The organism is Bradyrhizobium sp. HKCCYLRH2047 (genome assembly GCF_051168175.1).
Lineage (GTDB): Bacteria > Pseudomonadota > Alphaproteobacteria > Rhizobiales > Xanthobacteraceae > Bradyrhizobium.
On record NZ_JBNPUM010000004.1, the window covers coordinates 155,411 to 170,901 of the forward strand.

Annotated in this window: 18 protein-coding genes and 1 tRNA gene; 11 read left to right on the top strand and 8 right to left on the bottom strand. The window is 65.8% G+C overall.

Translation table 11 applies throughout. The features are described from left to right. Window positions 1-3: 3 nt before the first annotated feature. Together ACQR1D_RS11100 and ACQR1D_RS11105 are read right to left on the bottom strand one after the other, a co-directional pair. Entirely contained in the window at window positions 4-2,151 is a 2,148-nt protein-coding gene (locus ACQR1D_RS11100) for a CHASE2 domain-containing protein (RefSeq protein WP_434838374.1), read from the bottom strand. An 18-nt stretch (window positions 2,152-2,169) separates the two neighbouring features. Continuing rightward, a complete protein-coding gene (locus ACQR1D_RS11105; RefSeq protein WP_315801038.1) occupies window positions 2,170-2,853 on the bottom strand; it encodes a hypothetical protein in 684 nt (227 codons plus the stop codon). A 238-nt stretch (window positions 2,854-3,091) separates the two neighbouring features. Between ACQR1D_RS11105 and ACQR1D_RS11110 the strand changes: the two genes are divergently transcribed. Further along, a complete protein-coding gene (locus tag ACQR1D_RS11110) occupies window positions 3,092-4,663 on the top strand; it encodes a S10 family peptidase (RefSeq protein WP_316216004.1) in 1,572 nt (523 codons plus the stop codon). 107 nt (window positions 4,664-4,770) lie between these two features. Here the strand turns inward: ACQR1D_RS11110 and ACQR1D_RS11115 are convergent, their stop codons facing one another. Next, window positions 4,771-6,159 carry a serine hydrolase domain-containing protein gene (locus tag ACQR1D_RS11115; RefSeq protein WP_434838373.1) on the bottom strand — a complete coding sequence of 463 codons (1,389 nt, stop codon included), beginning with the start codon at window positions 6,157-6,159 and terminating at the stop codon, window positions 4,771-4,773. 146 nt (window positions 6,160-6,305) lie between these two features. After that, on the bottom strand, window positions 6,306-6,851 hold the full coding sequence (locus tag ACQR1D_RS11120) for a tetratricopeptide repeat protein (protein WP_315801035.1): 546 nt from the start codon (window positions 6,849-6,851) through the stop codon (window positions 6,306-6,308). Between the two features lie 290 nt (window positions 6,852-7,141). On the opposite strand from ACQR1D_RS11120, the gene ACQR1D_RS11125 reads away from it, so the two are divergent. The 4 genes from ACQR1D_RS11125 to ACQR1D_RS11140 all read left to right on the top strand — a co-directional run bounded on the left by ACQR1D_RS11125 (window position 7,142) and on the right by ACQR1D_RS11140 (window position 9,546). Continuing rightward, window positions 7,142-7,483, top strand: a complete 342-nt coding sequence (locus ACQR1D_RS11125) for a hypothetical protein (protein ID WP_315801034.1) — start codon at window positions 7,142-7,144, stop codon at window positions 7,481-7,483. A gap of 161 nt (window positions 7,484-7,644) precedes the next feature. After that, entirely contained in the window at window positions 7,645-8,091 is a 447-nt protein-coding gene (locus ACQR1D_RS11130; RefSeq protein WP_434884262.1) for a hypothetical protein, read from the top strand. A 283-nt stretch (window positions 8,092-8,374) separates the two neighbouring features. Beyond that, window positions 8,375-9,088 carry an outer membrane protein gene (locus ACQR1D_RS11135; RefSeq protein WP_434894014.1) on the top strand — a complete coding sequence of 238 codons (714 nt, stop codon included), beginning with the start codon at window positions 8,375-8,377 and terminating at the stop codon, window positions 9,086-9,088. 218 nt (window positions 9,089-9,306) lie between these two features. Then, entirely contained in the window at window positions 9,307-9,546 is a 240-nt protein-coding gene (locus ACQR1D_RS11140) for a DUF6719 family protein (RefSeq protein WP_315737532.1), read from the top strand. Window positions 9,547-9,772: 226 nt separating this feature from the next. On the opposite strand, the gene ACQR1D_RS11145 is transcribed toward ACQR1D_RS11140, so the two are convergent. Continuing rightward, window positions 9,773-10,018: a hypothetical protein gene (locus ACQR1D_RS11145; protein WP_315714645.1), complete on the bottom strand. Its 246-nt coding sequence runs from the start codon at window positions 10,016-10,018 to the stop codon at window positions 9,773-9,775. Window positions 10,019-10,198: 180 nt separating this feature from the next. Between ACQR1D_RS11145 and ACQR1D_RS11150 the strand changes: the two genes are divergently transcribed. Continuing rightward, on the top strand, window positions 10,199-10,306 hold the full coding sequence (locus tag ACQR1D_RS11150; RefSeq protein WP_434894015.1) for a glucose transporter: 108 nt from the start codon (window positions 10,199-10,201) through the stop codon (window positions 10,304-10,306). Window positions 10,307-10,373: 67 nt separating this feature from the next. Here the strand turns inward: ACQR1D_RS11150 and ACQR1D_RS11155 are convergent, their stop codons facing one another. Continuing rightward, window positions 10,374-10,886 carry a hypothetical protein gene (locus ACQR1D_RS11155; RefSeq protein WP_434894016.1) on the bottom strand — a complete coding sequence of 171 codons (513 nt, stop codon included), beginning with the start codon at window positions 10,884-10,886 and terminating at the stop codon, window positions 10,374-10,376. Window positions 10,887-11,205: 319 nt separating this feature from the next. Between ACQR1D_RS11155 and ACQR1D_RS11160 the strand changes: the two genes are divergently transcribed. The 3 genes from ACQR1D_RS11160 (at window position 11,206) to ACQR1D_RS11170 (ending at window position 13,358) form a co-directional block, all read left to right on the top strand. After that, window positions 11,206-11,793 (top strand): TetR/AcrR family transcriptional regulator, encoded by a 588-nt coding sequence (locus ACQR1D_RS11160; RefSeq protein ID WP_316177033.1) that lies wholly within the window; start codon window positions 11,206-11,208, stop codon window positions 11,791-11,793. A 211-nt stretch (window positions 11,794-12,004) separates the two neighbouring features. Next, window positions 12,005-12,667: a DUF3313 domain-containing protein gene (locus tag ACQR1D_RS11165; protein WP_315801028.1), complete on the top strand. Its 663-nt coding sequence runs from the start codon at window positions 12,005-12,007 to the stop codon at window positions 12,665-12,667. Window positions 12,668-12,761: 94 nt separating this feature from the next. After that, window positions 12,762-13,358: a DUF2147 domain-containing protein gene (locus tag ACQR1D_RS11170; RefSeq protein WP_434892408.1), complete on the top strand. Its 597-nt coding sequence runs from the start codon at window positions 12,762-12,764 to the stop codon at window positions 13,356-13,358. Between the two features lie 53 nt (window positions 13,359-13,411). Here ACQR1D_RS11170 and ACQR1D_RS11175 read toward each other — a convergent pair. Then, a tRNA-Thr gene (locus tag ACQR1D_RS11175) sits at window positions 13,412-13,486 on the bottom strand. Between the two features lie 119 nt (window positions 13,487-13,605). Continuing rightward, complete coding sequence (locus ACQR1D_RS11180) at window positions 13,606-14,127, bottom strand: hypothetical protein (protein ID WP_434894017.1); 522 nt, start codon at window positions 14,125-14,127, stop codon at window positions 13,606-13,608. A gap of 370 nt (window positions 14,128-14,497) precedes the next feature. On the opposite strand from ACQR1D_RS11180, the gene ACQR1D_RS11185 reads away from it, so the two are divergent. Together ACQR1D_RS11185 and ACQR1D_RS11190 are read left to right on the top strand one after the other, a co-directional pair. After that, a complete protein-coding gene (locus ACQR1D_RS11185) occupies window positions 14,498-14,959 on the top strand; it encodes a hypothetical protein (RefSeq protein WP_434894018.1) in 462 nt (153 codons plus the stop codon). Between the two features lie 67 nt (window positions 14,960-15,026). Further along, window positions 15,027-15,485: a hypothetical protein gene (locus ACQR1D_RS11190; RefSeq protein ID WP_316177040.1), complete on the top strand. Its 459-nt coding sequence runs from the start codon at window positions 15,027-15,029 to the stop codon at window positions 15,483-15,485. Window positions 15,486-15,491: the final 6 nt, after the last annotated feature.

The following is a 15,491-nucleotide window of genomic DNA, read 5'->3' on the forward strand; positions in this document are numbered from 1 at the left end:
GCGTCATTTTTCCTGCAGGCTCCGCACGGGATCCCAGGACGAGGAGCCGGTCCCCAGGGTTGCTTTCGCCCGCTCGGCGAAGAAGCGGCTCGGAGGATCGCTCGGTGCGCCCCGCGCGAAGCAGTCGGCCGCTTGCGGCAGCTCGCGGGCGCGCCAATGCGCGAGGCCTGTGGCATAGCCGGTCAGGAGGACCTGTTCCTCCGGCCTGAGCTCGGCTGCGCGGCCATGCAGCTCGTAGATCTTCAGCGACTGCTCGCGACCCTTGACCCGGATGGTGTCGAGCTCGCGCCAGGCGAACTCGGTGCCGGCGAGCGCGACCGTGCTCTCGGAGGCGATGATCGTGGTGCCATAGAACTTGTTGGCGCCCTCGAGCCGCGAGGCGACGTTCACGGCGTCGCTCATCACGGAATAGTTGAAGCGGCGCTGCGAGCCGAAATTGCCGACCAGCGCGGCGCCGCTGTTGATGCCGATGCGCTGTGCCACCTTGATGCCCTGGAACGCCGTCGACGTATTGTTGAGCTCGGCGAGCTTCGCCTTGCAGTCGAGCGCCGCGCGCGCCGCGCTGCGCGCATGATCGGGATCGTCGAGCGGAGCGCCGAACACGGCGACCACGGAGTCGCCGATGTATTTGTCGACATAGCCGTCGTGGCTTTCGATGACGTCGGTCATGGCCGAGAGATATTCGTTGGTGAGGGCCATGAGCTGCTCCGGCGTCATCTGCTCGGCGAGGCGCGAGAAGCCCTCGATGTCGGAGAAGAACACGGTGACCTCGCGGGTCTCGCCGCCGAGTTGCGGCAGCCGGCGCGAAGCGAGCATGCGGTCGATCTCGTGCGGTGCGAGGTAATAGGCAAAGCTCTTCTGCAGCAGCCTGCGGTCCTTGTCGGTGACCATGAAGCGATAGCCGGTGGTCGCTGCCAGCGCGAGCACGCCCGCTGCGAGCGGCTCCGCCAGGGGCAGCGCGTAGGCATGGTCGAAGAGAGCGGTTGCGAGCACGGTGTAGAGCAGGGCGACCACGGCCAGGATGGCCGCTGCGGAGGCGGGCCGCAGCAGTCGGGCGAGCAGCGCGGCAAGCAGCGCGATGGTTGCGGCGATGGCGTAGATCGCAGGGCGTCCGAGTTCGGTTGCCGCGTCCTGCCGCACCAGATTGTTCACCGCCGTGGCGTGGATGTAGACGCCGGCAATGGTGCTGCGGGCGAACGTCTCGGCGATCCTGCGCTCGTCCAGCACGCAGCGCGGCCGCCGCGCGCCCTCGGCACGGGTTGCGAAGCGCTTCGAGGTGAGCCGCCGATCCTCGATCCCGACGGTGCCGAGCAGGACGACCTTGCCGGCGAACTCGCGGCGGAAATAGTCCTTGTCGCCTTTCAGCGCGCAGGCGCGCAAGTCGGCGAACGAGTAGGTCGGAATGTCCTGGGCGCCGCCGGCAAAATTCAGGGTCATGGTGCTCGGCACGCTGCCGGGCACCTTGTACGCACCGAGTGTGACGCCGTCAGCGGCAATGAGCGGCGCGGTGCCGGTTGCGCGCCCCGCCAGTTCCAGCGCCATGCTCGGGACGGCCTTGCCGTCGACCGACAGCGTTAGCGGATGGCGGCGGACGACATCGTCGCTGTCAGTATAGGTGTTGAGCGGACGAAGATTCTGCTGCTGGCGCACCGCGATGCGCTGGCCGGGCGCGGGCAGGATCGGCGGCTCGGCAAAGATCTCGCCCAGCACCACCTTGCCGCCGGCGGCCGCGGCAGCGAGCGCGCGCAGGAAGTCGCGATCGAAGCCGCGCGTCTTCTCGCCGAGGGTGCTGTCGCCGAGCGGAATCTCCGACTGCTCGATCGATGTCTGGAACACGATGTCGAAGCCGACCACCTTGGCGCCGCCATCGAGCACCGCCGTCATCACGCGGCCGATCTCGCCGGTCCATGTCAACAGCGGCGCACCCTTGAAGGGGGGCGCCTGGTAGCTCTCCTCGTCGACCGCGATCACCACCGCCGGACTCGCCGCCGCATCGTGACGGTTGCCGAAGGTCTCGAAGCGCAGCCATGTCAGCGCATCCAGCGACAGGCCACGGCCGCGCTCGAAGACTGGCGACACGAACAGGCCCGCGCACGCCAGCGCGATGGCGATGACGGCAATGGCGTCGCGCGTCCGGCGTCCGATCGCCACCGATAAAAGCCTTCGGTCTCAGTTGAACCGGATCAATCGCCCGACCGCGGGTCCAGGTCCCGCCTTGGCCTGTGCGTCGACCTTGAACACGATCCGCGCGTTGCTGAAGCTCGCAACATAGGTCCCGCCGGGCGTGAGCGGGTGGCTGGTGCCGGCGAAATCGTAGAATCGTCCCTTGTATTGCCGGCCCGAGAGCTCGACCTGCTGGCGCTCGCCGGGCTGGTCGAGGCGCTCGACGACCAGCGTGCCGCGGCCCTTGGCCTCGAAGATGGGCGACGCGCTGTAGATGATCGCCTGGGCCACCGGTGCGCTGTCCGGCCCGACGCTGCGCACGATCGTGGCCGCGACCTCGCTGGTCTCGCGCGAAGTGGCCTGTGCGTGGCTGGCGTCGCAATTGACGATGTCGCTCTTGAGCGTCGCGCCGTCGACCGTGCTTTCGCCGGGGCCGACGGTGACGCTGCCGGCGCCGTTGACCGTCTCGCGCCGGCACGATTTGAGGTAGCTCATCACCACGGCGCCATCCGGGCCAAGCTTGATCACCTGGCCGGGCGCGACATAGTCCATCAGCTCGGCGCCGGCCACATCCCCCTGGACGTCCTCGACCAGCGCCGCCGGCGGGCCGGCCCAGGCCGCCGGCGGTCCAATCACGACCGGTCCGGCGAGCCCGGTGAGGGCTGCGATGATGAGCGTCGGCAACTTCATGATGAACTCCGTGATCGCGATCGGCGGCGCGCCTCTTGTCCCAAACCTGGGTGTCCCGGTGATGGGACGTCGGAAGCGCTGGAGAGGTTCGAGCCCATAACACACCTGAGGGGACCAGGCACGGGTGCTGATGTGACCTGGATCACGGAAGAGTTGCTTGAGCTTGCTCCCAAGCCGCGGTTCATGCGCTTGCAGAAATGGCGAGTTACGCCAATCGCCTGGTCGAGGGAGTGAGCTGATGGCAGGTTTGAGATCGTCCGTCGCGTGGCCGGGACTGATGGCGTTGGCCTTGACGGCAGTGCTCGCCGGGCCGGCCTTGCACGCCGAGGACGCGCCACCGGCGGCGCAGGACGCCGCGGCGCCGGGGTCACATCGCACCGGCTCGGCTGGAAATCGCGCCGCGAGCCCGCCCGGCTCAGCATCGACCGCCGAGCAGCACAAGCTGCCGCCGGACTCCACCACGACGCAGAAGCTCGAACTGCCCGGCCGCACGCTGTCGTTCACGGCGACTGCCGGTTCGATCCGCCTGTTCGACGACAAGAGCGAGCCGCAGGCCGACATCGCCTACACCTCCTATCAGCTCGATGGCGCCGATCGCGCCAGCCGCCCGGTGACCTTCTTCTTCAACGGCGGCCCTGGCGCCTCATCCGCCTATCTGCAGCTCGGCAATGCCGGTCCGTGGCGGATCGGTATCGATGCGGCCAGCGTGACGCCCTCGTCGAAGCCGGAGCTGATGCCGAATGCAGACACCTGGCTCGACTTTACCGATCTCGTGTTCATCGATCCCGTCGGGACCGGCTACAGCCGTTTCGTCGCGACCGGCGACGAGGTGCGCAAACGGTTCTTCTCGGTCGATGGCGACGTGCGTTCGCTGTCGCTCGTGGTGCGTCGCTGGCTGGAGAAGCACGACCGTCTCGCATCGCCCAAGTTCATCACGGCTGAGAGCTATGGCGGCATTCGCGGTCCGAAGATCGTCAACAACCTGCAGCATGACCAGGGCATCGGCATCAGCGGCCTGATCCTGCTGTCGCCGCTGATGGATTTTCGCGACTATTCCGGCTCGAGCCTGATGCAATATGTCGCGAGCCTGCCGAGCTATGCCGCCGTCGCCAAGCAGTTGAAGGGGCCGGTGACCCGCGCCGATCTTGCCGACGTCGAGCGTTACGCCAGCGGCGAGTTCCTGCTCGACCTCGTCAAGGGCGAGGCCGATGTGGAAGCAACCAATCGGCTCGCCGACAAGGTCGCGAGCCTGACCGGCATCGACCAGGCGGTCAGCCGCAGGCTGGCCGGGCGCTTCGACGTCTCGGAGTTTCGCCGCGAGTTCGACCGCAAGAACGGCCGCATCACCGGCCGCTATGACGGCTCGGTGCTCGGCATCGATCCCTATCCGGATTCGAGTCGGTCGCGCAGCTCCGATCCATCGGGTGACGTACTCACTGCGCCGCTGACCAGTGCGGCGGTCGAGCTGACGACGCGCAAGCTGAACTGGCGCCCCGAGGGCTCCTATGAGCTGCTGAGCGGAGCCGTGAACCGGTCATGGGATTTCGGCCGCGGCACCAGCCCGCCGGAGTCCACCGCCGAGCTCCGGCAGATCCTCGCGCTCGATCCCAAGCTCAAGCTGCTGGTCGGCCACGGCCTGTTCGATCTCGCCACGCCGTATTACGGCTCGAAGATCCTGCTCGACCAGCTGCCCGCCTTCGCGCGGCCGCCGCGGGTCAAGCTCGTGGTCTATCCCGGCGGGCACATGTTCTATTCCCGCGACGACGCGCGCAAAGCCTTCCGCGGCGAGGCCGAGGCGCTGATGAAGTAGGCCAAGCAAGTAGCCCGGATGAGCGCAGCAATATCCGGGTTCACACGAGCTGGGTGCGAGAACCCGCGTATCGCTGCGCTCACCCGGGCTACGCACCATGTTTGCGCCTACGCGTCCTTCTTCCGGCGCCCTTTCGGATATTTCCGCTCCATCTCGGCCTTCACCACGCGTTCGGGCCGCACCCGTGCGCCCGCGAGCCAGATCTCGCTGACGCCGGACTTGGTGCGGACTCGCCTGACCGCCTCGCCATGGCTGGCATAGCCGGCCGCGTGCACGATGCGCCCGGTATCGCGTCCGGTCACCTCGATGCGGGCGGCATCGAGGAACGGGTTGATGAACACCGGATTGGCGACCATGACCCTCTCGCCGAACGGGACGAGATCGACGGCGCCCCACAGCGTCCACCAGCGGCCGGTCCAATCGCGCGTCCTGCGCGACGGTGCGCCATGGGTGGCGAAGGCCTGCAGGATGAACTTGACGCCATTGGCCCAGCCGGGCGCCCAGCCGTCGACGGCATTGGTCAGCACAGTGATCGTGATGTCGCGCGCGGGAATGACCGAGGTGCGTGAGATGTAGCCCTGAAAGCCGCCGCCATGGCCGAACCAGTCGAAGCCGGCGGTCGTCCCGCTCATGAGCGCCAGGCCGTAATAGGCCTCTTCGACGTCTTGGGGCACGCGCCATTGCCGCCGGATCATCTCGCGCCGGCTCGCGACCGACAGCAGGCTCTTCTTCGCGTTCGGGGCGAGCTGGGCGAAGAAGCGGGCGGTGTCGGCTGCCGTCGCAACCACGCCGGCTGCGGCCATGATGGCGTTGGTCGGATTGTCGCCGGGAATCACCACACGGCGGCCCACGGGGACGGTGCGCGAATGGCCGCGCGCGAACGGGATGCCCTTGCCAAGCAGCGTCATGTCCGGCGCGCTTTCACGCAAGGCCAGCGGCGTCATGATCTCGCGCTGCAGCCAGGTCGGGTAGGGCTCGCCGGTGATCGCCTCGATGACCAGGCCGAGCAGGCCGTAGCCGTGGTTGGAATATTTGAAGCGGCTGTTGGGATCGATCGCCGGCGGCAGCTTCAGCTCGGCCAGCAGCTCATCCTTGTCGAGATAGGAGCGGCCGTCGGTGAACTGGCCGGAATCCTTGCCGTCGCGGATCAGGCCCGCCGTGTGCGACAGCAGCTGGTTCAGCGTGGCCGCGGCGACGTCCGGATGCAGATCCTTGACGTATTGTCCGACGGTGTCGTCGAGCTTCAACCGCTTCTGCTCGCGCAGGCGCATGAGGGCTGCGGCGGTGAACGCCTTGGTGTGCGAGGCGATGCGGAAGCGGTGCCGCGGCGTCAGCTTCTCGCCGCTGTCGAGATTGGCGTGGCCGTAGGCCGCCTCCAGGACGATCTCACCGCGATGGGCGATCGCAAGGATGCAGCCGGGCTGCTCGGAGACCGCGACCTGAAAGGCCAGCCAATCCTTGATGTAATCGAGTGCTGCGCCAAGCCAGGGCTCCACGAGGCAATCTCCTGTCCAAAAGACGTGATGAAAATGAACTGCGAGACATCCTATCCATAGCGGACGAGGGACATGGGACAAACGAAAATGGCGCAACCCTTTCGGGTTGCGCCACTGTCGAGATCGGAGCTGCTCCGATCGCGCCGTCAGTAGACGAGGCCGGTGCCCGGCTGTTTCTCCAGCGCGTCGGCCAGCGAACGATATTCGGGGCTGTTGGTGCCGGCGAGCTGTGCGACCTTGTCGAGGTGGTACTTGGCCTGCTCGCGGTTGCCCTGTTCGAGCTGCCACAGGCCGTAATACTGCCAGGTGCGCACGTGGTTCGGATCATCCGCCAGGGCCTGCTCGTAGTACTGCTTGGAGGCCTGGTAGTTGCCGAGCTTGCGGTAGGAGTAGCCGATCAGGTTGGCGACGTCGGCGACGTCCTCGCGGTTCAGCGCCTTGAGCTGCTGGATCGCGGTGGTGTAGTCGCCGCGATCATAGATCGAGGTGTAGGCCGTGCGATAGGCCGCCAGGAACTTCGGATCTTCGATGCTCGAGCTCTTGTCCTTCTTCTTCTTGCCCGAATCCGACGCCGGCGGCGCAGACGGGGTATCGCTGCCCGCGGCATAGGCCTTCGACAGAAGCAGCGGCCCGGAGGCCACGGCCATCGAGAACAGAGCCAGCGTGGCAATCCTGATCGCAGACTTTTTCATTCGTATCTCCCGAGTTGTCGATCCAACAGGTGACTGCGTACGGAGAAGAACTCCCGCAGCTGCGAAATATTCCCGGCCATTTGCGCGGATTTTGCGCCGCGATCGGTGCATTATACGGACGACATGATGACAGACCAGTCACCTCGATGACTATCCCTTCATGTCCATGAACTGAAAACACCGCTTTACTTCAGGGTGGGTTCAGTGCCGGTTCCCTATCGTCGTCTCCATGATCACGAGCCTATCCGGACTGGATGGTGCCTCCAGATCTTCACATCACGGAGATGACCATGCTGAAGTCAATGTCTGTTGCGCTGCTCGCAGCGTCGATCCTGGCTGCGCCCGCGTTCGCCGCTGGTCCTGCAAAAACCGATACGTCCGCGAAGTCCAGCCAGACCACTGGCACCGCGAAGACCGATGTGAGCAAGACCGATGCGGCCAAGACCGACGCCACCAAGCCGGGCGCGATGCAGGCCGGCGACAAGGCCAACGAGATGAAGCCCACCGTCGGCAAGACGAAGACCAAGCCGCATGCCTCGCTTGTCCGCCACAAGCATCGCCACGTCGCGCATCTCAGCCATCACAACAAGGTGAGCCTCAAGCGCGTGACGCCGGCGACCCGCCGCGGCTGATCCGGCCACGGCCTGGCCAAGCCAGATCTGATCGTCGACCGCCGGAGCGCCAGAGCGCTCCGGCGGTCGCGGCCTGACGAAGGCGTGAGCCGGGACGGATTTCCCGGGTGTCGGCTTTGAGCTAGAACGACCGCGGGATTGGATTGCAAGAGTTGGGCGCCGTGGGGATGGGGAGATCGAGCTGGTGGCCGGCGACAGCGCTGGCGCTGCTGTTGGCCGGCTGCGCGAGCGGCGGTCCGGCCGCGTTCATGAGCGAGGACAATCGCGGCATCGCCTATACCGGTGATCGTGGCGTCGGCAGCCAGCCGTTTCCGACCAACCACCGCAGCGAGATCCTGTCCTATCTGAGGACCTACCTGAACAATCCGGTCGGGGTGCGCGACGGCGTCATGGCGGAGCCGGTGCAACGGACGGTCGGTGGCCGGCTGCGTTATGTGAGCTGTCTCCGCTATGCGGCGCGCGAGTCCGACGGCAGCTACCGTCCGGCGCAGGAGCGGGCGGCGGTGTTCGTCGACGGCCGGTTCGACCGCCTGGTCGAGGATGCCGGCGAGCTCTGTGCCGGGTCGACCTACACGCCATTCCCGGAGCTGGCCGGCCTCACGCGTTAGGCCGCGGCGTTTTCGACGGCCTGCCACGTCGTCGCAGCGCCTTGCCAAGCGGTTCGTCCGATCACAAATCAGGGACGGGCCGAACGCTTTGTCGCCTTGCGGCGACCAAATGTCGGGCGAGGCGTCAGCTTCACGAAATATTCGGGAAGCCTATGGAACAAAAGGCCTTTGTTGCCCTCTGGTGACACCGCAGCAGCAATCACAGCTGCGTCACCGCCACCGGGCAACCCAAATGCGGCCATGATGTTCGATAGATGTCGCAAACGAATAACGGGGACGTCCCATGAAGCGGTTTTTGATCAGTGCAGTGGCCTTGACCACCTTGGCTGCCCCGGCTTTCGCCGCCGACATGCCTCCGCGCACCTACACCAAGGCGCCGGTCTACACGCCCCCTCAGGCGATCTACAACTGGACCGGCTTCTATCTCGGTGGTCACCTCGGCGGCGCCTTCGCGGGCAACAACAGCCTGGAAGGCAACAACGGGCGCTTTCTCGGCGGCGTGCAGGGTGGCTTCGACTACCAGTTTGCCCCGAACTGGGTGCTCGGCATCGAGGCCCAGTACAGCTGGATGGACCGCAACACGACCAATTTCGGCTTCCCGGGGGCGACGGTCGTGACCTCGACCGGCGCCAACCAGCTCGGCTCGGTCACCGGCCGTCTCGGCTACACCTGGGGACCGGCGTTGCTCTACGCCAAGGGCGGTTACGCCTGGCGGGACGGCAACAATCTCGGGGTGAGCGTCGCCGGCGTGCCGACGGCCTTCACCACGTCCGGCAATACCAAGGACGGCTACACCGTCGGCGCCGGCCTCGAATACATGTTCGCGCCGAACTGGTCGGCCAAGGCCGAATACCAGTACTACAATTTCGGCAATACGACCTTCACGGGCGGACCGACTCCGGTCGTGGGCAGCCGCTTCAACAGCGACGAGCATACGGTCAAGGTCGGCGTGAACTACCGCTTCGGCTGGGGCGGGCCGGCCGCCAGCAAGTACTAAGCGAGGTCGCGAGCCCCTGGCCGACGGCTTCCGGGGCGAGCGTATCGCGCCTCAATTCCAACACGCCCGCGCCGTCTGGTGCGGGCGTGTTGCTGTCCGGCGGGTGGCCGGCGATGGTTTCGAGGACGCTCACGCGGTGCGAAAAAATTTTCAAACCTTCGTGAAACTTTCGCCATCAGTTGATATTATCAGTCCGCCGGTTTGATGGATCATCCCACATGCGTATCTTGGTGTCCGTGCTGTTGTTGTCGGCGGCTGTTTTGCCGTGCTCCGCCCAGACCGTTCTGAAGTCCGAACCGTTGATGCTGGCCCCCTACGAGGTGGCGCTGGTGCAAACCGCGTCCTGCCCGTCGGGCAAGGTGCTGAAGGTGACCGGCGCGATCCGCGGCGTCAGCCGCAAGCGCGCCTGTGTCGCCCTTCCGGCCGAAACGGTATCGCTGGCGACGGCGACGCCCTGAGAACGGGCTTCATGGCGACCTTCCAGCGGGCAGCTCCGGCTGCCCGCTGATCGCGGGTCCGTCTGTCGAAAAATCCTTGATCAAGGCAAGTCGTCCGCGGGAGCGGACGGGCATGAATGCGTGAATGTCTTCTGCCGGCGGCTTCGGTCTGGGCACGCCGAGGCTCCGGGATCAGCCGTGCACAGAGCCTATGGTATCATCCAAGGCGCGCTTCCGCCGCAGCCGCTCAGGATGCGAACGGGATGTTGAACTCCTGCTCGGCTTCGGCACGGTTCTGCCAGGGATCTTCCTCGGGCTCGGCGGCGCAGGGCCGGATCTCGTAATCATTGTCGAGCTGCAGATGCGCGGTCGATCGCGCATTGATCATCACGTCCACCACCAGCCCACTCTGCCGCGCCAGCCTCCAGACGTCTCCCTCGGTCGGATAGGCCTTGCTCAACTTGGCGTCGTTGCAAAACAGCGCGTAGGGCATTCCAAACAGCTCCGGAGAAGCGAAGGATGAACCGAGAATGAACGGCACGTGCAGCGAGACACTGGCGCGCCTGAGGCAGGAAAGGGGCCTTTTCGGGCGGCCGAGTCGTAAACGAGTCCTAAATTTTTGAAAAAAGAATCCGTGGGACTCCGGGGCTAGAATCGCCAGATGGTTAAACCCATGGGAACCGATCTCCACGTCTTCTGCGGGCGGATCCAGCTGACGCTCGCCTTTGGGTTGCTGCTCGCCTTCGTCGCCAATGTGGCGCTGCTGTGCGCCTGGCTGTGAGCCGGCGTGTCGATTGCGGATACGTTTGTGTACCCTCGGCCATCGGAGATCCTTGGCGCGGTCGCCTTTAGTCCTCAGGGAGGGCGCTCCGTCCGGCCGATGCTTTCAGGCGCGCGAGTGTCGCGCTGAAATATTCCTGACGCTCCCGATTGAAGCGCTCCTGATGGGCCCGGAAGCGCGCGACGCGGGCGCGAATCTCCGCCTGCATGTCGCGCTGGAGATCGAGCTGCGAGGCGATGCTTGTGAAACGCTCCGCAGGGACCGGGCTCGCGGTGGCGAACGAAGCCTCGGACGCGACGGCGTCGGGCGCTCTCGGCCTTGCAGGCTCCCCCACAGCATCGGGGATCTCAACTTGCACGTTGCCGCCGCGACGTGTCTCGGTTTCGACGGTGTTGGCCATCACGTGCTCGACAGCGGCATGCGTCGGGCGACCGGCCACGGTCTGCTGCGGTGTGATGGGGGTGCCGACCGGAACGGTCGGCAGCTCGAACTGGGCGAAGTCGGCGGGCTTGCCGGTGACCGACTGCACGAAGGCCATGGTCTGCGCGATCAGCGCATCACGCTCTTCCTTCCACGTCATGACGCTTGTCCCCCGATGCCTCAATTGCAACAAAAGCGGCTGACGAAATCAAGTTGAAGACCAGTGACTTCTGGGGATAAGCAGGAGTTCTAGGTGAGATGTGACAACAATATTGCCACAGTCTGAACCCGTTTCGTCCCCACCCGCGAAAGGCGATACCGGAAATCCAGTCGCGTACAAATGGTTCCTAAGCGGCGGGTTTTTCCGGAGCTCTTCTTGACAGAGGAGGGCGGCTCGCCCCTATGACCGAGCCGCCCCGGACTTCGGGGATCATCTGCTCGCAACCTTCGTGCACCGTCCGGGCACTTCGCAGTCTTCGATGGACAACCCTTCACGCTCCGAGCGGTCGCGCAAGGCCGCGCTCACCGCCGCCCTCACCATCATCGCCCGCGATGGTCCGGGGCGGCTGACGCTCGACGCCATCGCCCGCGAGAGCGGGCTGAGCAAGGGCGGCCTGATGCACCAGTTTCCCAACAAGGAAGCGGTGCTCAAGGCTCTGCTGGAACAGCAATTCCTGCATTTCGACGAATTCGCCAGCAGGTACAGGGCTGAAGCCGGCAAAGCGGCTGATCAGCCCGAGCTCGCGACGCAGATCGCGATCTCGCGGGAGCTGATCGCACAGCAATATTCGGTGGCGCAGGCCATGCTCGGGGCGCTCGCCCAGGAGCCGGGATTGCTGGCCGATGCCCGTGCCAAGGATGCCGAGAGAGTAGCCGAGATCCGCGGCGAGGCCGATGACGCCGATCTCGCGGTTCTGCGATGGGCGGCGGCACGTGGGCTTGCCTTGATGACGATGCTGCGCGTCTCGCCGCTGGAGCAGCCGGACCTGGACCGTCTGTTTGCCCGCCTGCTCGACGACCAGCAATGGACTGCATTCCGGCAGGCCGGGACGACCGGGGAGCGGTGACACCCTCGAGCTCGGCGCCATCTCCAGCCTTGGACGGTTCGATCTGAGCGAAGTCGGGCTGGCTTGCGTCCGATGGCGCTCGATGCCGCCGGAAGTCCCTGTCGACCGCGCATTCCTTCTCATTCGATTTGCTATTTACAAACCGTCTAGTCGGTTTATAAAGATGATTGTGTGAGGCGCTGGCAGCGGCGCCGCAGTCGTGGAGAAGGGGATGAGGAGTCGATTTCGGATGTCCGGCTTCGCTGCGATCGCCGCCGCAGGCCTCTGCGCGGGGTGCAACACGGTGACGCCGGTGGCCTATACCGGAGTGGCGTCGGCGCGCTATCTGGCGCCCAACACATCCGATCCCTCGGGCCGGGTGCCTTACCGCTACGCGGCTGCCGCCGACTGGCGCAGCTATGACAAGGTGACGGTCGATCCGGTCGTGATCTATCGCGGCGCGGATCACCAGTTCGGCGACATGTCCGATCGGGACAAAGCTGCGCTTGCCGCCTACATGCAGCAGCGTTTCCTGGAAAGTCTCTCGACACGCTTCCAGATCGTCCATCAGCGTGGGCCGAATACTCTGCGCCTGCGGCTGACCCTGACCGGCGCCGTCGCCAACACGCCGGTGCTCGGCGTCGCCTCCCGCTTCGATCTCGCCGGAGCCGTCTACAACGGCGTGCAGAGTGCACGCGACGGAGAAGGACTACTGACCGGCTCGGTGTTCTATGCGGCGGAGATTTTCGATGCCGCGAGCGGGCGACTGCTCAGCGCCTTCGTCAGCAAGCAATATCCCTCGCCCTACGACATCAAAGCCAGCGTTGGTGCGCTCGCGGCCGCCGAGGCCGGAATCGACAAGGGCGCCGAGGCCCTGGTCGCACAGCTCCAGTGAGCGGGCCGTGCGAACGATCGCGCCGCGCGGGCAGATGGCACCGCATCGGACGAGCGCGTGGCTCGAGGCCATGGAGACAATGAGGTCCCTAGACATGACATTGAGATTCGTTCTGCGCGTCGGGTTGCGCATCGTCGTCAGTCTGCTGCTGTCGATGGCGGAGGGCCGTGGTCACGCCGCTCCCGTCGGCGATCCGGTCGGCACATGGTTGACCGAGGACGGCCGCGCCCGCGTCCGCATCGAGCGCTGTGGCGCGATGGCCGACCGCGTCTGCGGCTACATCGTCTGGATGAAGGAGGTGGCGGATGCCAAGGGGCAGCCGTTCCGCGACCGGCTGAATCCCGATCCGGCCAGGCGCGGCCGTCTGCTGCTCGGCCACCAGATGCTGCTCGGCCTGAAGCTGAACGCCGACGGCCGCCACAGCGGCGAGGTCTACAACGCCGAGGACGGCAAGACCTATGCTGTCTCGATCTGGCGCGATGGCCCGAAGATTCTGGCGGTCAAGGGCTGTCTGCTCGGGCTGTTCTGCGCGACGCAAGGTTGGGCGTTGGTCACTGATCAGGTGCCCGGCCAACTCATCGGAGCGACCGGCGAGGGCGGCGGGCCGTTGCCGGATCCAGAGTGGACTGCGCCCAGGCCGCCGTCGGCGAGCGGCATCGCCAAGCCAGCCGCCAGGACGAGGGCGAATTGACGCCTAAAGCCGGTGACAGCCATTGCCGCAGCAAATCCCAACTGCACGGAAGCTGGTGCCGGCTGAGGGGATTGAACCCCCGACCTTCGGTTTACAAAACCGCTGCTCTACCGCTGAGCTAAGCCGGCGAAGGCACATTGGTGGCGCAGATCTCGTCGTCAGTTTGCGACGAGGTCTCGCGAAGCGCGGTGTTCCTACCAGAGTTGATGCAGTCCGGCTACTCCCCGCGTGAGCGCCGCTTCTCCCATCAGCCCAGCAAAAAGGGCGGCCGTTGGGCCGCCCCTGTCGGAGCCGATCGTCGAAGCCGCTCCGGCTCGATCTTTAGCCCGTCGCTGCCCTTGAACATGGTGCCGGGGCGGCAGACCAGGCCGTTGCGGGTCGCGTAACTGTTCCAGTCGCCATAGTAGCCGTTCGGGCCGCGATCATAGCTCGGTTGGCCGTAAGAGGGGCCGGGACCGTAGGCATAGGCGTCGGCGGTGCGGAACGGCGCGGTGGCGATGGCGCCGGCGGTTCCGATGGCTGCGCCAGCAACACCTGCGGCGGCCCCCACGGCACCCGCCGCGACGTCAGCCGGCCAGAAGCCGGTGCCGCGGCGATTCCAGTCGTTGTTCCAGCCATTGTTGGTCCAGCCGGCGTCGGCGCGCTGCTGCTGCATCATCGCGCCGTCGTGGCGGGCCATGTGGTGGCGGTGGTGCATGTCGCGCGCCATGGCCGGGCCGGCCAGCGCGGTCGCGAGAACAGCAGCCCCTAGAATTGCAGATCTGATCATGGATGACTCCGTCGTTGCGCCCCAACTCCTAAGTTCCTCCGGCCGCTGCCGTTCCGCGGTCACGCCGTTTTTCACGACGGCCGGCGGTGCGCGTTGTCGACACTGATCGCGATCGTCGCGTGCGGGGCTAGCGGGCCAACCGGGCGGTTGAGGGAGCCGTCGGGCTGGTGACTCCACGATCGGGCTGCGCACGATGGTCGCGACCGCGCGGGCTGATGATCAGGCATTAACCCTCACGCGTGAACCCGACCGGAGCTTTAACCCGGAATGATGGCTCGCGCGTTAGTCTTACCGGCAGATTGATGTGCGCGTTTAACCCATCAGGGCGCGCGTTGCGGTATTTGTAGGACGGCAACCGGGGCGTGAATTCATGCGTATTGCAACGGCTTTTGTGATTGTGATCGGGACCTCTTCCGCCGCGCTCGCGAGCGAAGGCTTCGAGATCGTCATTCCCCAGCGACCCGGCGTGCCCGTCGTCATCGACGGCATCGATGCCTCCTATGCTGTCGTCGAAGGCCAGTCCAGTCTCGGCAAGGGTCAATACATGCAGCCCACGATCTATGGCGGCCGCACGGTCCCGCCCGAGCCATATGTCGGCCATTACTATCCGACCCTCGGAGCGAGGCCCGGCTATGGCCGGATGGAGATCGAGCCGCCGGCCGATCGCAAGCTGCCGAAGCCCGCCGAGAGCTATTCCCGCTCGTGGGGCGCTCAATCCCAGATGCAGCCGCCGGAGCCGGCGGTGCCGATGTATCCGCCTGCCGTCATCCTGGCTCCGCCCGATGGTGATCCACGCGGCTATCACAATCGGCCGCCGGCCTACCGCCGCTAGCGAGCAACTCACCATCGACAGCCAAACACAAGCAAGACAAGCAAGAACAGATCAACAGGAGAGAGTTATGCGTGGAGTAATTTCAGGACTTGTCGCGATTGCCGGTCTCGCCGTCGCCGGCAGCGCACCGGCCGCGGCCTGCGGCGCCACCGCCTGCGGCCCGTGCGGCTATGCCACCCCCTGCGCGCCGCAGGTCACCTATCAGCCGACGCTCACCTATCAGCCGACCGTGACGTACCAGCCGACGGTGACGTATCGGCCGCAATATTTCTATCAGCCCGGCTACACCTATGGCCACGGCTGCGGCGCCTGCGGCGCGAGCTATGAGCGGCTGTCCGAGCCGACCCGGCAGTATTATTACGTCAACCAGGGGCCGACCTACAGTGGTCCAGGCGCCTTCGCGCCGTATCCGGCCTATGAGGAGCAGGCGCTGCCGGTCTACAGCTATCACCATCGCCGCCACGCCTATCGCTGGGGCGCCTCCCCTTACTATCACGGCCAGCGCGTGCTGCGCCGCTACTACTGATCAGCC